The 14,810-nt window shown below is 71.9% G+C and carries 16 protein-coding genes; 11 read left to right on the forward strand and 5 right to left on the reverse strand.

Annotated elements, in window-relative coordinates; translation table 11 throughout:
- Positions 1-82 precede the first annotated feature (82 nt).
- The 7 genes from AB0K35_RS18600 to AB0K35_RS18630 all read left to right on the forward strand — a co-directional run bounded on the left by AB0K35_RS18600 (position 83) and on the right by AB0K35_RS18630 (position 4,753).
- Positions 83-448, forward strand: coding sequence for a hypothetical protein (locus AB0K35_RS18600; RefSeq protein ID WP_357361325.1), 366 nt, complete (start codon positions 83-85; stop codon positions 446-448).
- A 59-nt stretch (positions 449-507) separates the two neighbouring features.
- Entirely contained in the window at positions 508-1,329 is an 822-nt protein-coding gene (locus AB0K35_RS18605; protein WP_238669947.1) for a DUF1206 domain-containing protein, read from the forward strand.
- An 83-nt stretch (positions 1,330-1,412) separates the two neighbouring features.
- Positions 1,413-2,600, forward strand: a complete 1,188-nt coding sequence (locus tag AB0K35_RS18610) for a mechanosensitive ion channel domain-containing protein (protein ID WP_363886490.1) — start codon at positions 1,413-1,415, stop codon at positions 2,598-2,600.
- Between the two features lie 587 nt (positions 2,601-3,187).
- Positions 3,188-3,622, forward strand: a complete 435-nt coding sequence (locus AB0K35_RS18615) for a phage holin family protein (RefSeq protein ID WP_030338239.1) — start codon at positions 3,188-3,190, stop codon at positions 3,620-3,622.
- A complete protein-coding gene (locus AB0K35_RS18620; RefSeq protein WP_196927356.1) occupies positions 3,619-3,993 on the forward strand; it encodes a DUF3618 domain-containing protein in 375 nt (124 codons plus the stop codon). The genes AB0K35_RS18615 and AB0K35_RS18620 overlap by 4 nt, the downstream gene beginning before the upstream one ends.
- Positions 3,990-4,262, forward strand: a complete 273-nt coding sequence (locus AB0K35_RS18625; protein WP_357287398.1) for a DUF4235 domain-containing protein — start codon at positions 3,990-3,992, stop codon at positions 4,260-4,262. The genes AB0K35_RS18620 and AB0K35_RS18625 overlap by 4 nt, the downstream gene beginning before the upstream one ends.
- 287 nt (positions 4,263-4,549) lie before the next feature.
- A complete protein-coding gene (locus tag AB0K35_RS18630; RefSeq protein ID WP_030338233.1) occupies positions 4,550-4,753 on the forward strand; it encodes a cold-shock protein in 204 nt (67 codons plus the stop codon).
- A 121-nt stretch (positions 4,754-4,874) separates the two neighbouring features.
- On the opposite strand, the gene AB0K35_RS18635 is transcribed toward AB0K35_RS18630, so the two are convergent.
- Together AB0K35_RS18635 and AB0K35_RS18640 are read right to left on the reverse strand one after the other, a co-directional pair.
- Positions 4,875-5,066 carry a hypothetical protein gene (locus AB0K35_RS18635; RefSeq protein WP_238671989.1) on the reverse strand — a complete coding sequence of 64 codons (192 nt, stop codon included), beginning with the start codon at positions 5,064-5,066 and terminating at the stop codon, positions 4,875-4,877.
- Positions 5,067-5,154: 88 nt separating this feature from the next.
- Complete coding sequence (locus tag AB0K35_RS18640) at positions 5,155-6,138, reverse strand: aldo/keto reductase (RefSeq protein ID WP_363886493.1); 984 nt, start codon at positions 6,136-6,138, stop codon at positions 5,155-5,157.
- 84 nt (positions 6,139-6,222) lie between these two features.
- On the opposite strand from AB0K35_RS18640, the gene AB0K35_RS18645 reads away from it, so the two are divergent.
- Both AB0K35_RS18645 and AB0K35_RS18650 read left to right on the forward strand, forming a co-directional pair.
- Positions 6,223-7,017, forward strand: a complete 795-nt coding sequence (locus tag AB0K35_RS18645) for a trans-aconitate 2-methyltransferase (protein WP_363886495.1) — start codon at positions 6,223-6,225, stop codon at positions 7,015-7,017.
- Positions 7,014-8,036, forward strand: coding sequence for an adenosine deaminase (locus tag AB0K35_RS18650; protein WP_210785208.1), 1,023 nt, complete (start codon positions 7,014-7,016; stop codon positions 8,034-8,036). The genes AB0K35_RS18645 and AB0K35_RS18650 overlap by 4 nt, the downstream gene beginning before the upstream one ends.
- Positions 8,037-8,376: 340 nt before the next feature.
- On the opposite strand, the gene AB0K35_RS18655 is transcribed toward AB0K35_RS18650, so the two are convergent.
- Together AB0K35_RS18655 and AB0K35_RS18660 are read right to left on the reverse strand one after the other, a co-directional pair.
- A complete protein-coding gene (locus AB0K35_RS18655) occupies positions 8,377-9,780 on the reverse strand; it encodes a HAMP domain-containing sensor histidine kinase (RefSeq protein WP_238671992.1) in 1,404 nt (467 codons plus the stop codon).
- Positions 9,781-9,809: 29 nt separating this feature from the next.
- Complete coding sequence (locus AB0K35_RS18660) at positions 9,810-10,499, reverse strand: response regulator transcription factor (protein ID WP_091401712.1); 690 nt, start codon at positions 10,497-10,499, stop codon at positions 9,810-9,812.
- 73 nt (positions 10,500-10,572) lie between these two features.
- Here AB0K35_RS18660 and AB0K35_RS18665 point away from each other — a divergent pair, with 73 nt between their 5' ends.
- On the forward strand, positions 10,573-11,493 hold the full coding sequence (locus AB0K35_RS18665) for an ADP-ribosylglycohydrolase family protein (RefSeq protein WP_238671993.1): 921 nt from the start codon (positions 10,573-10,575) through the stop codon (positions 11,491-11,493).
- Between the two features lie 124 nt (positions 11,494-11,617).
- Here AB0K35_RS18665 and AB0K35_RS18670 read toward each other — a convergent pair whose 3' ends face one another.
- Positions 11,618-12,577: a DUF1775 domain-containing protein gene (locus tag AB0K35_RS18670; protein ID WP_363886498.1), complete on the reverse strand. Its 960-nt coding sequence runs from the start codon at positions 12,575-12,577 to the stop codon at positions 11,618-11,620.
- Positions 12,578-12,765: 188 nt separating this feature from the next.
- On the opposite strand from AB0K35_RS18670, the gene thrS reads away from it, so the two are divergent.
- A complete protein-coding gene (thrS, locus tag AB0K35_RS18675) occupies positions 12,766-14,775 on the forward strand; it encodes a threonine--tRNA ligase (RefSeq protein ID WP_238671995.1) in 2,010 nt (669 codons plus the stop codon).
- Positions 14,776-14,810 lie beyond the last annotated feature (35 nt).

Below are 14,810 nucleotides of genomic sequence, written 5' to 3' on the forward strand. Positions count from 1 at the left end.
CCGGTGCTCCCCGTGCCCTGGTCGGCCACCAGGTGATCACCGTTCAACGGCGGCGTCGCGGATGTCTCGTACTCTTGGCGAGGTGACGAACCGACCCGCCACCATGCCCATTCCCCCCATTCGCCGCGCCGCCGGTCTCTTCGCCGGTCTGGCGCTCGGCCTCGCCGTGCTCGCCGGGTGCAGCTCCCAGGGCGCGTCCACCGACTGCGCCGTGGACGCGTGCACCGTCACCTTCGAGCGAGGTGTCGACGCGCGGACCACCATCCTGGGCATCGAGGCCAAGTTGGTCGGCGCCGAGGGTGACCAGGTGACAGTCGAGGTCGCCGGTGAGCAGCTCACCCTCACCACCGGCCAGCAGGCCGCCGAGGCCGGGGGCTTCGCCGTCACCCTGGACAGCGTGACCGACCAGCAGGTCAAGATTCGCGTATCGCGCAACCCGGGCAGCTGACCTGGGCGGGCGGCGGTGGCCGACGTTTGGGAATCTTCAGAATCGGAGATTGTGACGCCATGTCACTCACCCGTAGCGCCGAAGCCACCGCCTCCCGTACGGCGGACAGCCGGTGGCTGGAACTCCTCGCCCGGGCCGGCTTCATCGGCTACGGCATCGTCCACCTGCTCTTCGCCTGGTTGGCGTTGCAGATCGCGTTCGGCACGTCGTCCGACGACGGCGACCAGTCCGGCGCGCTGCGTACCCTCTCCGCACAGCCCCTCGGCAAGTTCCTGGTCATCGCCGTCGCGGTCGGCCTGCTCGCGATGGCGATCTGGCAGGCGCTGGAGGCGGCGGTCGGGCACCGCGCCGAGCGCGGCAAGGAGCGGGTCCTGGAACGGCTCGCCTCGGCCGGCCGGACGATCGTCTACCTCTACTTCGCCTGGACCGCCTTCAAGGTCTTCAAGGACGCCGGGTCGAACAGCGCCGACCAGCAGGAGGCGTTGAGCGGCAAGCTGATGACCTCCAGCGGTGGCCGCTGGCTGGTCGGCCTGGCCGGGCTGGTGGTCGCCGCGATCGGCATCGGCCTGGTGATCTACGGTGCCCGCAAGAAGTTCGAGAAGCACCTCAAGACCGGCGAGATGAGCCCGAAGACCCGCCAGCTCTCCCGCCGGCTGGGCATGGCCGGATACATCGCCAAGGGCGTCGCGTACGGCATCTCCGGTCTGCTGGTCATCGTGGCGGCGGTGAACTACGACCCGGAGAAGGCCCGTGGTCTGGACGCCGCCCTGCACACCCTGCAGGAGCAGTCCTACGGCACGTTCCTGCTGGCCCTGGTCGCCCTCGGCATCGCCGCCTTCGGCGTCTACTGCTTCCTCCAGTCCCGGTACCGCAAGGTCTGAGCTGGTCGATACCACGGACATCGGGCACTCTTGGGCTTTTGCCCGGAGTGCCCGACGTCTGGTCGAAGGGGAGCACCGAAGCCGTGCAGAACTATCTCGAAACGGCCGTCGCCGCGCTCGTTGCGGCGGCGGTCGCCCTGTTCCTGGTCGAAGTCGTCCACCGGTTGACCCGGCGGTTCGGCCGCCGGTCACTGCTGTTGACCGAGTTGACCGACCACGCGCACCGCCCGTTCCAGGTCGCCGCAACGGTCCTTGCCGTGCAGTTCGCCGTCCGCTTCACCACCGGCTACGGTGTCGGCGAGAGCTGGCGGCGACTGCTGCTGCACCTGCTCATCCTCGGCGTCATCGCCACGGTGGCCTGGCTGGTCGCCTGCCTGCTGGTCGTCGTGGAGGACACCGCGCTGGCCCGGTTCCGGGTGGACGTACCTGACAACCGGCACGCCCGGCGGGTACGGACCCAGGTGGTGATGCTGCGCCGACTGACCATCGCGGTGATCGTCATCCTGACCGTGGGCGTGATGCTGATGACGTTCCCCAGCGTGCGGGGCATCGGTGCCGGTGTGCTGACCTCGGCCGGTGTGGTCGGTGTGGTGGCCGCGCTCGCCGCACAGAGCCTGCTCGGCAACGTCTTCGCCGGCCTCCAACTCGCCTTCAGCGACGCCGTCCGGCTCGACGACGTCGTCGTTGTCGAGGGGGAGTGGGGTCGCATCGAGGAGCTGACACTCAGCTACGTCGTGGTGCAGATCTGGGACGACCGCCGGCTGATCCTGCCCACCTCGTACTTCACCAGCAAACCGTTCCAGAACTGGACCCGGACGGAGGCGGCGGTGCTCGGCACCGCCGAATTCGACGTCGACTGGGCGGTGCCCGTGCAGACCATGCGCGAGGAACTGCGCCGCCTCGTCGAGGGCACCGAACTGTGGGACGGGCGGGTCTGCGTCCTCCAGGTCACCGACGCCACCGGCGGGACGGTCCGGTTGCGCGCGCTGGTCAGCGCCGCCGACGCGGGCAGCCTGTGGGACCTGCGCTGCCTCGTCCGGGAGCACCTGGTCGCCTGGATCCGGGACAACCGCCCGACCGCGATGCCCCGGCTCCGCACCGAGCTGGGCGACTCCACCAGCAACCTGTCCTGGCAGTGGGTGCAGCCGAGGCGGCCGGCCCGCCGCCCGTCCGACACCGAGGCGCCCGACGACGCCCGTGTCTTCGGCGGCAGCGACGACGGCGACGCCCGCAGCGAAGCCTTCGTAGGCCCCGAAGAAACCCGCCCCTAACCCGTCCCGCCCCCGCCCGCACTAGGCCGCGCCGGCCCGCACTAGGCCGCGCCGGCCCGCACTAGGCCGCGCCGGCCCGCACTAGGCCGCGCCGGCACGCACTAGGCCGCGCCGGCCCGCCCCGCCCCCGCAAGATCGTGCAATTTCCTGGTTGTAGTGGCCTCCATCCCCGCCGAGGCCACTACAACCAGGATCAAGCGCGATCTTGCGCGCGCGGCCCGCCCCGGCGGTCATGCACCGGCCGGCCAGCCCCACCCGGCATCGCCTGCCCCACACCTCCCCCAGCGGGGTTGATCAAGAGGTTTCGGTCACCCACCCCGGCGTTTCCTGACCGAATTATCTTGATCACGCGCGGAGAGGGCGTGAGAACGATGCGGGAGGGCGGGGGAGGGGGTCCCTTGGGGGAGGTTTGGTCGGGCTTGGGTGGGGGATGTGCTGCCGGACGTCTCTGGCGTGATCGCGGCGGCTGGCCGCGGATCGGCGGCGCGGCGTCCGGACAACGGGGACGGTGAGCTGCTTGGCGCGCTTTAGGATTGACGAGCGGCGACTTCGGGCATACAGCGCGGTGATGAGGAAAGGAGGACAGCATGGCTGACGTGGCGAAAGCCCGCACATCCCAGAACGGGAGCGAGCCCTCCACCGCCGAGTTGGTGCAGCGGGCCACCGAGCAGATCTCCCGCCTCGTACGGGACGAACTGACGCTGGCCCGAGCGGAGTTGACCCAGAAGGGTAAGCACGCGGGCATCGGGATCGGCCTGTTCGGCGGCGGTGGCGCGCTCGCGTTCTTTGGTCTGGGTGCGCTGGTCGCCACGGCGATCCTGCTGCTCGACCTGGTGTTGCCCGCCTGGGCCGCGGCGCTGATCGTGGCGGTGGCCTGCTTCCTGGTGGCCGGCATCCTCGCCCTGGTGGGCAAGAAGCAGGTCAGCCGTGCCGTCCCGCCGGTGCCGGCGGCCACGGTCCGTAGCCTCCGGGCAGACATGGACACTGTCACCGCCGCGGTGAAGGACAGGGGGCGGCAATGACCGGTAACGGGACCGGCGACACTGAGGCCCTCCGCGAGGAGATCCGTCGCACCCGGGTCGAGTTGGGCGAGACGATGGAGGCGTTGGCCGCCAAGGCCGACGTCAAGGCGCGTTTGAAGGAGTCCGCCGAGCAGGCCAAGGAGCGGATGCGGGAGCAGGCGGCGCAGACCGTCGCTCGGGTCCGCGGCCAGGCCGCGCGTGGCGCCGGGATGGCGCGGGCGCAGGCGTACGAGAAGGGCGAGTTGGTACGCGCACAGGCGTACGACAAGGGCGAGTTGGTGCGCCGCAACCCGGTGCCGTGGGCGGCCATCGCGGCCGGCGCGGTGGCCACAGTGGTGGTGCTGATGATCGTGCGGGGGAGGCGTAGGTGAGTAAGAGCATCGGCAGGGCCGCGTACCGGCCGGTCGGCGTGTTGATGGGTTTCGCCGCCGGGGCGGTGGCCGGGGCGATCTTCCGGCAGGTCTGGAAGGTCACCGCGGGCGACGGTGAGGCGCCCAACGCGACCGACGAGGATCGCGGCTGGGGCGAGATCCTGGCCGCGGCGGCGTTGCAGGGCGCCATCTTCGCTGTCGTCCGGGCCGCCGTGGACCGGGGCGGCGCGGTCGGCGTACGCCGGATGACCGGCAGCTGGCCGGATTGACCAGCAGCGACTTCAGCCCCCTTTCCGCATCGATGGGAAGGGGGCTTTCGCATGGCATCGCACGCCGCCCAGCGCACCTGAGGCATCCGTCAGGTCACATGTCGGAGAAATTCGTCGGAGAGGTCGTGACAGACTTTTTACCTCCGTGATTTGCTGGTCCCCGCTGTTGCGAGATGGCGTGGGTTGAGAGAAGTCTCCTTCGTGGGGCCGCCTCAGGCGCCGCTGCTCAAAAACGGCCAATCGGCCGGACGGCGTGCACGGCCGCCAGTTTTTAGAGGGAGAAACACATGGCTCAGGGAACCGTGAAGTGGTTCAACGCTGACAAGGGCTTCGGCTTCATCACCGTCGATGGTGGGGGTGCTGACGTGTTCGTCCACTTCTCGGCCATCCAGACCAGCGGCTACCGCTCGCTGGAGGAGAACCAGCGGGTGGAGTTCGAGATCGCTCAGGGTCAGAAGGGCCCGCAGGCTGAGCAGGTCCGTCCCATCTGAGCAGGACGGCCGGCCCCCGCCGGCCAGTGGGACGATCCGGTTCAAGGGTCACGGTAAAGCCCCGCATCCCGGTTGGGATGCGGGGCTTTCGCCTGCTCAGGATCGCCGGTGCGGCGAGCGGTCAGCGTCGACGCGAGCGCAGGCCGAGCCAGAGCACCACCAGCCCGGCCGCCGTCACGAGCGGGCCGATCACCGCCCAGATCTTCTCGTCGGTCATCACGCTGCCGCTGACGTAGCCGAGGCCCTGGACCGTCCACACCGCACCGATCACCACGGCCAGCAGGCCGAGGGTGAGCGGAAGCCAACCTCTCATCGCGTCCCCTCTCCGCCGCCCGGGGCGGCGCGCCGCCGTCCAGCATCGCCGGCCGGGTGGTGCGACGCGAGCACCCCGGGCGCGCGGGTCACCACCGGTCGTGCACCTGCGGGCGGATCAGCTCGTCGTAGGTCTCGCGGACGGCTGCCAACTGCTCGTCGGTGAGCGGGGACAGGGTCGCCGCGGCGGCGTTGCGTCGGGCCTGGTCGGCGTCGCGGGCACCGGGGATGACCACTGTGACGCCCGCCTGATCCAACACCCAGCGCAGTGCGAACTGCGCCATGGTGCGGTCCGCGTCGACGAGCGGGGCGAGCCGGCGTACGGCGGCCAGACCTCGGTCGAAGTCGACTCCGGAGAACGTCTCCCCGACGTCGAAGGCCGCGCCGTGCCTGTTGTAGTTGCGGTGGTCGTCGGCGGGGAACTCGGTGTGCTCGTCGTAGCGGCCGGAGAGCAGGCCGCTGGCGAGCGGCACGCGGGCGATGATGCCGACACCGGCCGCCGCCGCGGCCGGCAGCACCCGCTCCAGGGGCTTGTGGCGGACCGCGTTGAGGATGATCTGGACGCTCGCCACCCCCGGTCGGGCGATCGCGGTGAGGGCCTGGTCGCAGGTCTCGACGCTGACCCCGTACCCGGCGATGGCCTTCTCGGCGACGAGGGTGTCCAGGCCGTCGAAGACCTCGTCGGAGGAGAAGACGGCGGTGGGCGGGCAGTGCAACTGGACCAGGTCCAGGGTGTCCATCCCCAGGTTGGCCCGGGAGCGGTCGGTCCACTGCCGGAAGTTGGCCAGGGTGTACGCCTCCGGCTGCTGCTCGACGCGGCGGCCCATCTTGGTGGCGACGGTCAGCCCGGCGTCGGGTCGGCTGCGCAGGAAACGGCCGATCAGCTGCTCGCTGCGGCCGTCGCCGTACACGTCGGCGGTGTCGAGGAAGGTGACCCCGGCGTCCACGGCGGCGGCGAGCACCGCCATCGCGTCGTCTTCGCTGACGGTGCCCCAGTCGGCGCCGAGTTGCCACGCGCCCAGGCCGACCGCGCCAACGGTCCGGCCGAGCCGGTTGAAGCTGCGCTGTTCCATGCCCACGAGCCTAGTGATCGGGTTGCCGCAGTGCCACGCGAGCCGTACCGTCAGCAGTACGGCCGTACGGTTTAGGAGGCGACCATGTGGGACCCGACGACCTATCTGCGCTTCGGCGACGAGCGATCCCGGCCGTTCCACGACCTCCTGGCCCGGATCCCGGCCGAGCGACCCCGGGCGGTGGTCGACCTCGGCTGCGGCCCCGGCCAGCTCACCGCCGTCCTCGCCGAACGGTGGCCGACCAGCCGGGTGCGCGCCCTCGACTCCTCACCCGAGATGATCGAGCGGGCCGAGGCCCTCGGCGCGCCTGTCGACTTCGCGGTCGCCGACCTGCGTGACTGGGTTCCGGCCGACGACGAGGACGTGGTGGTCAGCAACGCGGCGCTGCAATGGGTGCCCGGCCACCAGGAGCTGCTGCGCCGCTGGGCCGCCGAGCTGCCCGCCGGGGCGTGGCTCGCCATGCAGGTCCCCGGCAACTTCGACGCCGACTCGCACCGCGCCCTGCGGGAGGTCGCCAACCGGCCGACCTGGCGGGCCGACATCGCCCCGCTGCTGCGCGCGGACCCGGTGGACGACCCGGTCGACTACGCGGCCCTGCTGACCGCCGCCGGCTGCGCGGTGGACGCCTGGGAGACTACCTACGTGCACCTGCTGCCGGCTCGACCCGCCGCCGAGCACCCGGTGCTGGCCTGGATGGAGGGCACCGCGCTGCGCCCGGTCCGGGCCGCACTGGACGCCGCCGGCTGGTCCGCCTTCCGGGCCGAGCTGGGAGTACGGCTCACCGCGGCGTACCCGGTGCGGCAGGGTCAGGTGTACTTCCCGTTCCGCCGCGTCTTCGTCGTCGCCCGCACCGGCGACCATGCCCAGGAGAACCAGTGACCGACCTGTCCACCTTCATCGCCGGCCTGCCCAAGGTGGAGCTGCACGTGCACCACGTCGGCTCGGCCCTGCCCCGGATCGTCGCCGAGTTGGCGGCGCGCCACGAGGGGCGCACCCCCGTGCCGGCCGACCCGGACGCGCTCGCCAACTACTTCGAGTTCCGCGACTTCGCGCACTTCATCGAGGTCTACCTGAGCGTCGTGGATCTCATCCGCGACCCGGAGGACGTCTGGATCCTCACCCACGAGGTGGCCCGCGAGCTGGCCCGCCAACAGGTCCGGTACGCGGAGCTGACCATCACCCCGTACTCGCACGTCCGACGGGGCATTCCCGCGCCGGCGTTCTGTGAGGCGATCGAGGACGCTCGCAAGCGTGCCCTGGCCGACTTCGGCATCGAGCTGCGCTGGTGCTTCGACATCCCCGGTGAGGCCGGCCTGCCGGCAGCCGAGGAGACGCTGCGCATCGCGCTCGACGAGCGCCCGGACGGGCTGGTCAGTTTCGGCCTGGGCGGCCCGGAGATCGGCGTACCCCGACCGCAGTTCCGGCCCTACTTCGATCAGGCCCGCGCCGCCGGGCTGCGCTCGGTGCCGCACGCCGGGGAGACCACCGGGCCGCAGACCGTCTGGGACGCGTTGAACGAGTTGGGTGCCGAGCGGATCGGGCACGGCATCTCCGCCGCGCAGGACCCGCAGCTGCTCGCGTACCTGGCCGAGCGGCAGATCGGAATGGAGATCTGCCCGACGTCCAACGTCCGTACCCGGGCGGTGGCCACCCTCGACGAGCACCCGCTGCCCCGGCTGGTCGAGGCCGGGCTGCTGGTCACCATCAACTCCGACGACCCGCCGATGTTCGGCACCACCCTCAACGACGAGTACGCGGTGGCCGCCCGCCTGCTCGGCGTCGGCGCCGAAGGGCTGGCCGGGCTGGCCCGCAACGCGGTGACCGCGTCCTTCCTGGACGCCGCCGGCCAGCAGCGGATCCTCGCCGAGATCGACGCGTACCTCGCCACCGCCGGCTGAGCCGATCGGCCGCTCGGGTGCCGGCCGGGCCGGTTGGCCGAGCCGGGCCTGTTGGTTGAGCCGGGCCTGTTGGTTGAGCCGGGCCGGTTGGTTGAGCCGGGCCGGTTGGTTGAGCCGGGCCGGTTGGTTGAGCAGGGCGCGCGGCGGGAGCGTGGGTGTGGGGGGACCTGTGGCTCCCGCCGCGCGCGCGGCTCCACCGGCCGGGGGTGCGTGGTGCGCTCGGCCGGTGGAACTGGTGGGTTCGTGCTGTGATCCTGTCAGCCCGCAGCCGATCCGACGCGGTCGTTAACCGCGATCTAAGGAAGACTTGCGCCGGCGCACAGCCCCGGGTCCGGTCGGGTCAGTCGTCGGTGGGGCGCTGGCGGGGCCAGCGACGTCCGGTGGCCTTCGTGTCCCGGGCGTCGCGCGCCATCCGACCGACCAGACCGAAGCGGCTGACCTGCCGGGGCGTCGCCTCCGGGTCGGCGAGCAGCATCACCACACTGGCCCCGCCCAGCCGGGCGCGGTCGATGCTCACCGAGCCGTTGGCCTGCAACGCGACCCGCTTGGCGATGTCCAGCCCGAGCCCGGTCGAGCCCTGGTCACTGGCGCCCCGGCGCAGCGCCCGGTCCGGGTTGGCGATGCCGGGGCCGGCGTCGTCGATCCGGATCGCCACGTAACCGTCGCGCCGGGACACCGCCACCTCGAACGCGGTGCCCTGCGGGGTGTAGCGGAAAACGTTGCCGATCACCGCGTCCAGCGCGGCGGCCAGTTCGGCCCGCGGCACCGGCGCCGGGATACGCAGCTGGGCGCCGTTGACCCGGTGCGGCCGGTTCTGGTCGCCGGCCAACGCCGCCCAGAACACCATCCGGTCCCGGACCACCTCGCTGACGTCGCACATCGCCGGCCCGGCCTCGAGCGCCACCGTCTTACGGGTCGTCTTGATCAGCACGTCGATCTCACCCTCCAGGGTGACGATCGCCTGCCGGATCCGCCGGATCCCGCGCAGCCGGTCCAACTCCGCCGGGCTGAACGAACCCACGCTGGTGTCGTCGGACTCCAATGCCTCCGCGTCCAACCGCAGCACCGTCAACGGGGTACGCAGACGATGAGACAGGTCGGCGACCAACTCCCGCTCGTCGGTGCGGGCCGCGTCCAGGCGGTCCGCCATCCGGTTGAAGGCGTACCCGGCCTCGGCCAGCTCGCGCGGACCGGTCGGCTCGACGCGTACGCCGAGGTCGCCGTCGCCGATGGAGAGCGCGGCCTTGACCAGACCGCGGGTGGAGTCCACCGCGCGGGCAGCGACCCGGTCGACCACCAGCACCGCCGCGCCGGCCATCGCCGCGCCGACGGCGAACAGCAGCAACCAGGTGCCGCCGGCGCCCTCGCCCAGCGTCGACTCCGGTAGGAACACCTCGACCACGGCTGTGCGGTCACCGAGGACGACCGGATCGAGCCGGGCCGCACCCCCGTCGACGTCGACTACCAACGACTGGCGCTCGGAGCGGGCCCGGTCCAGGTCGCTGCCGCTGGCCCGACCAGCGGTTTCGTCCAACCCTAACCCGTGCACAACGGGCCGGGTGGGGGCGCCTTCGGCGCTGGCCACCACGGCACGCTCGACGACCGCCGGGTCGGTGCTCACCGCCAGCGCGCCCGTCACCAGCGCGCTGCGCCGCGCCGCGTCGGCGATCGCCTCGTCCCGACTCTGCTCGCGCAGGCTGAGCCCGAGCGGGATCAGGAACGCGAGCGCCACGAGACTGCACATGCCGGCCGTGAGCAGGGCCAGCGCCGTCCTCAGTCCGGTGCCACCAGCCGGAATCCGACCCCCCGCACGGTGCGCAGGTAGCGCGGCTTCGCCGCGGACTCGCCCATCTTTCTGCGGAGCCAGTACAGGTGAACGTCGATGGTCTGATCCTCGCCGACCGATGGCTGCCGCCATACCTCCTCCAAGAGTTCCCGGCGGGACACTACCCGCCCAGGTCGTGCGGCGAGATACGCCAACAGGTCGAATTCCTTGCGGGTCAGCGCCAGCGGCTCCCCGTCGAGCTGGGCGCTGCGCTCGCCCACGTCCACCCGCAGCCCGCCGACACTGTGCACAGCCGGCTGCACGGACCGACTGGCCCGGCCGGCCCGGCGCAGCACTGTGGTGATCCGGGCGTCCAGGTGCGCCCCGGTGAACGGCTTGACCATGTAGTCGTCGGCGCCGGCCCGCAGCAGCTTGACGACCGACTGCTCGTCGTCGCGGGCGGTGGCGATGATGATCGGAACGTCGGTGATGCCGCGCAACATCCGCAGCGCGTCCGAGCCGTCCAGGTCGGGTAGGCCGAGGTCGAGCACCACCAGGTCGGGTGTCTCCGCGGCGACCCGACGCAGGGCGTCCAACGCCGTACCCACGGCGTGCACGGCGTGCCCCCGGTCGGTGAGGGACCGCAGCATCGCGCCGCGTACGACGTGATCGTCTTCGACCAGGAGCACGGAGGCCACGACAAGACCGTACTTGGCCTGGCAAGTTGATCGCGTTGCGGCGTGCCTGGCGACCGGGCAAGCTGGTACGACGATGTCGTTCACCCTGTTCGCCGATGCCCGCCTGGCGCTCGCCCGGGACAGCCTCGCCGGTCTCTCCACCGGCGACGCGCTCGGCGCGCAGTACTTCCTGCCGGGGCCGGCGCCAGTGGATCTCGCCGCCGACGCGCTGCCGCCAGCGCCCTGGGAATGGACCGACGACACCGAAATGGCCTGCTCGGTCTTCGCTGAGTTGGCCGACTCCGGCGGCATCGACCGGGACCGGCTGGCCCTCTCCTTCGCCGGGCGATGCACTGAGCGCCGAGGCTACGGCGCGGGCGCGATGCTCATCCTGGGGCTGATCCGCGCCGGCACCCCGTGGCCGCTGGCCGCCGCCTCCGCCTTCGACGGGCAGGGTTCCTGCGGCAACGGCGCGGCGATGCGGGTCGGCCCGCTGGGCGCGTACTTCGCCGACTCGACAGCGCGCGCCGCGGCACAGGCGCGCGCGTCCGCCGAGGTGACGCACGCGCACCCGGAGGGGGTCGCCGGCGCTGTCGCTGTCGCCGTCGCCGCCGCGCTGGCCGCCCGAGCCCGCCTCGACGGGCACCGGCCGTCCCCGGAGCGGCTGCTCGCCGGGATCGCCGCCGCGCTCGACCCGGGCACCGAGGTGCATCGGGGCGTGTCCCGGGCTGCCGGGCTGCTCGGCCGGCCATTGCCCCGGGTGGTGGCGGCGCTCGGCAACGGCTCCCGGGTGACCGCCCAGGACACCGTCGGGTTCACCCTCTGGGTGGCCGCCACGCACCTGGACGACTACCCGGCGGCCATCCAGACGTGCGTACGGGCCGGCGGGGACGTGGACACCACTGCCGCCATCGTCGGCGCTGTGGTGGCGGCGCACACCGGCGTCGGCACCCCGGGCGGGGTGCCCGAGAAGTGGCTGGCCTCCCGCGAGCCGCTACCTACCTGGCTCCCCTGACCCCGAGGGCTGTCTGGTCCACCGGGCTGCCGTGGGCGGGCGCTGCCCCACGATCAACTCGGCTTTCTGCAAATCGGGTCGTCCGGGTGGCGGGGATGCCGCGGTTTCCTGAAAGCCGAGTGGATCACCGCGATGCTGCGGGAACAGCCGGCTGCGGGTCGGCGGATTGCGGGTCGGCGGGCGTCGGGTCGGCGGGCTGCGGTTCGGCGGGCTGCGGGTTGGCGGGCGTCGGGTCTGGCGTTGCGGAGCTGTCTGCGCGGCCGGTTATCTCGGCCAGCGTCGCGGCCTCGTCCGGGTCGCCGGTCACCTCGGCGAGCGCGGTGGCCTCGTTAGGGTCGCGTCGGCGCCACCGGCTGACCAGCCAGCCGATCGCCGCGCCGCCGCCCAGCCCGGCCAGCAGGCCGGCGGCCAGCATCCCGTCGGCGCTGCCCTCGTCGGCACCGTCCGCCCGGGCCGGCGGTGCGGCGTCCACACCGTCGTCCGCTGCGGCCGGTGCGCCGGCCGCCGGGCCGGCGTGCCCGCCGTGTGCGGCCGGACCCGCGGCGTCGGGCGCCGCCGGCAGCAGGGCGAGCGTCGGGGCCCGGTGCGGGCCGGTGGCGTCCGCCCACCGGACCACAGTGCCATCGGCGTACGTCTGGACGACCTCGAAGGTGAGCCGCTCGGCCTGTGGCATCGGCCCCATGGAGAGCGCCAGCCGAGCCGGCCCGGGGTCACTCGCACCGACCCGTACCCAGGTCACCGCGGTCGTCACAGTGCTCACCCCGGAGGAGTGGATACCGGCCACCGGCTTGTCCAGGGTGCGGGAGCTGATCCGGGGCGCCCAGCCGTTCACCGACATGGGGTAGACCTCGGCGATCGGCGCGTCGGCCGGCAGCCGTACCTCGATCTGGTTGGTCTTCGTGCCGGCCCGTTCCTCCGGAACGCTGAACTCCAGCCGTACCGCCTCGCCCTGCCGGGCCTCGCTCGGGGTGGTCGTCACGTCCGCCGCGTACGCCGTGCCAGGCCAGAGCAGCAGCCCAGCGGCGGTCACCGCGGTCGCCGCCATGATCCGCCGCCGACGGCCACCGCCGTACGTGCTCGCCATCTCGTGCCCCCATCCGTGTCGACGCGGCCGGCACCGGTTTCCGGCCACACCTTCTAGTTCGGCTGCGAGGCGCGAAAGGTTCAACGCCGGCGGTAGGGAGGTGCCCTTCCCGGTCGGGGGCGGGGCGACCGATAGCATCGGCAGGAGCCGAGGATCGGCACCGTTTCGTACCACTTGGAGGAGTCACCGTGTCCGCACCCCGTACCCCCGCCGTGGCCGACCCCGTCGTCGTCGCCGCCGGGACCACGGCGGCCGACGCGGTGGCCGCGGCCGGACTGCCCGCGAACGGCCCCAAGGCGATCGTCGTGGTCCGCGACCCGCAGGGCCAGCTGCGCGACCTGGACTGGACGCCGGCCGAGGAGACCGTCGTCGAGCCGGTCAGCCTGGATTCGCCCGACGGGCTCACCGTGCTGCGTCACTCCACCGCGCACGTCCTCGCCCAGGCCGTACAGGACATCTTCCCCGAGGCCAAGCTGGGTATCGGCCCGCCCATCGAGAACGGCTTCTACTACGACTTCGACGTCGCCAAGCCGTTCCAGCCAGATGACCTCAGCAAGCTCGAGAAGCGCATGCAGGAGATCATCAAGTCCGGGCAGCGGTTCCGCCGCCGCCGTTTCGGCAGCCTGGACGAGGCGCGCTCCGAGCTGGCCGACGAGCCGTTCAAGCTGGAGCTGATCGAGGTCAAGGGCGAGGGTCTGGACACCGACGAGGTGATGGAGGTGGGCGGCGGCGAGCTGACCATCTACGACAACCTCGACGCCAAGGAGGACAAGGTCTGCTGGTCGGACCTGTGCCGGGGCCCGCACCTGCCGACCACCCGCCTGATCGGCGCGTTCAAGCTCATGCGCTCCGCCGCCGCGTACTGGCGGGGGTCGGAGAAGAACCCGCAGTTGCAGCGGGTGTACGGCACCGCGTGGCCGACCCGCGACGAGCTCAAGGCGTACCTGAAGCTGTTGGAGGAGGCCGCCCGGCGCGACCACCGCAAGCTCGGCGCGGACCTCGACCTGTTCAGCTTCCCCGACGAGATCGGCTCCGGCCTGGCGGTCTTCCACCCCAAGGGCGGCATCATCCGCCGCGAGATGGAGCACTACTCGCGGCGGCGGCACGAGGAGGCGGGGTACGAGTTCGTCAACACCCCGCACATCACCAAGGCGCAGCTGTTCCAGACCTCCGGTCACCTGCCGTACTACGCGGACACCATGTTCCCGCCCATGCAGCTTGAGGGCGCGGACTACTACCTCAAGGCGATGAACTGCCCGATGCACAACCTGATCTTCAGGTCGCGCGGGCGGTCGTACCGGGAGCTGCCGCTGCGGATGTTCGAATTCGGCACCGTCTACCGGTACGAGAAGTCCGGCGTCGTGCACGGCCTGACCCGGGTCCGTGGCCTGACCCAGGACGACTCGCACATCTACTGCACCCGTGAGCAGATGGCCGGCGAGCTGTCCACGCTGCTCAGCTTCGTGCTCGACCTGCTGCGCGACTACGGCCTGGACGACTTCTACCTGGAGCTGTCGACCCGGGACGACTCGCCCAAGTTCATCGGCGCCGACGAGGACTGGGCCGAGGCCACCGAGGCGCTGCGGACCGCCGCCGCGACCTCCGGCCTGGACCTGGTTCCCGACCCGGGCGGCGCGGCGTTCTACGGGCCGAAGATCTCCGTGCAGGCCCGTGACGCCATCGGCCGGACCTGGCAGATGTCCACCATCCAGGTCGACTTCAACCAGCCGGAGCGGTTCGCGTTGGAGTACCAGGCCGCCGACGGCAGTCGCCAGCGGCCCGTGATGATCCACCGTGCGCTGTTCGGGTCGATCGAGCGGTTCTTCGGAGTGCTCACCGAGCACTACGCGGGCGCCTTCCCGGCCTGGCTGGCGCCGGTGCAGGTGGTGGGTATCCCGATCCGCGAGGACCACACCGACTACCTGCACGGCTTCGTCGCGGCACTGCGCGCCGAGGGCATCCGCGCCCAGGTGGACGCTGGTGACGACCGGATGCAGAAGAAGATCCGGACGGCGCAGCAGCAGAAGATCCCGTTCATGGTGATCGCCGGTGACGACGACGTGGCCGCCGGCACCGTCTCGTTCCGCTACCGCGACGGCTCCCAGCGCAACGGGGTACCGGTCGCCGAGGCGGTGACCCACGTGCTGGACGTGGTCAGCTCACGGACCAACATCGGCCCGTCCGCCGCCGCGGAGTAAACGGCACCACTGCGCGCCGCCAGCGCGCCGCCCGC

The organism is Micromonospora sp. NPDC053740 (genome assembly GCF_040677775.1).
In the GTDB taxonomy this organism is placed as follows: domain Bacteria; phylum Actinomycetota; class Actinomycetes; order Mycobacteriales; family Micromonosporaceae; genus Micromonospora; species Micromonospora alfalfae.

What these genes read in the sequence shown, in the direction of transcription:
- AB0K35_RS18605 (WP_238669947.1), top strand. Translation starts at nt 508, where the DNA reads ATGTCACTCACCCGTAGCGCCGAAGCCACCGCCTCCCGTACGGCGGAC.
- AB0K35_RS18615 (WP_030338239.1), top strand. Translation starts at nt 3,188, where the DNA reads ATGGCTGACGTGGCGAAAGCCCGCACATCCCAGAACGGGAGCGAGCCC.
- AB0K35_RS18620 (WP_196927356.1), top strand. Translation starts at nt 3,619, where the DNA reads ATGACCGGTAACGGGACCGGCGACACTGAGGCCCTCCGCGAGGAGATC.
- AB0K35_RS18630 (WP_030338233.1), top strand. Translation starts at nt 4,550, where the DNA reads ATGGCTCAGGGAACCGTGAAGTGGTTCAACGCTGACAAGGGCTTCGGC.
- AB0K35_RS18635 (WP_238671989.1), bottom strand. Translation starts at nt 5,066, where the DNA reads ATGAGAGGTTGGCTTCCGCTCACCCTCGGCCTGCTGGCCGTGGTGATC.
- AB0K35_RS18640 (WP_363886493.1), bottom strand. Translation starts at nt 6,138, where the DNA reads ATGGAACAGCGCAGCTTCAACCGGCTCGGCCGGACCGTTGGCGCGGTC.
- AB0K35_RS18645 (WP_363886495.1), top strand. Translation starts at nt 6,223, where the DNA reads ATGTGGGACCCGACGACCTATCTGCGCTTCGGCGACGAGCGATCCCGG.
- AB0K35_RS18655 (WP_238671992.1), bottom strand. Translation starts at nt 9,780, where the DNA reads ATGTGCAGTCTCGTGGCGCTCGCGTTCCTGATCCCGCTCGGGCTCAGC.
- AB0K35_RS18665 (WP_238671993.1), top strand. Translation starts at nt 10,573, where the DNA reads ATGTCGTTCACCCTGTTCGCCGATGCCCGCCTGGCGCTCGCCCGGGAC.
- AB0K35_RS18670 (WP_363886498.1), bottom strand. Translation starts at nt 12,577, where the DNA reads ATGGCGAGCACGTACGGCGGTGGCCGTCGGCGGCGGATCATGGCGGCG.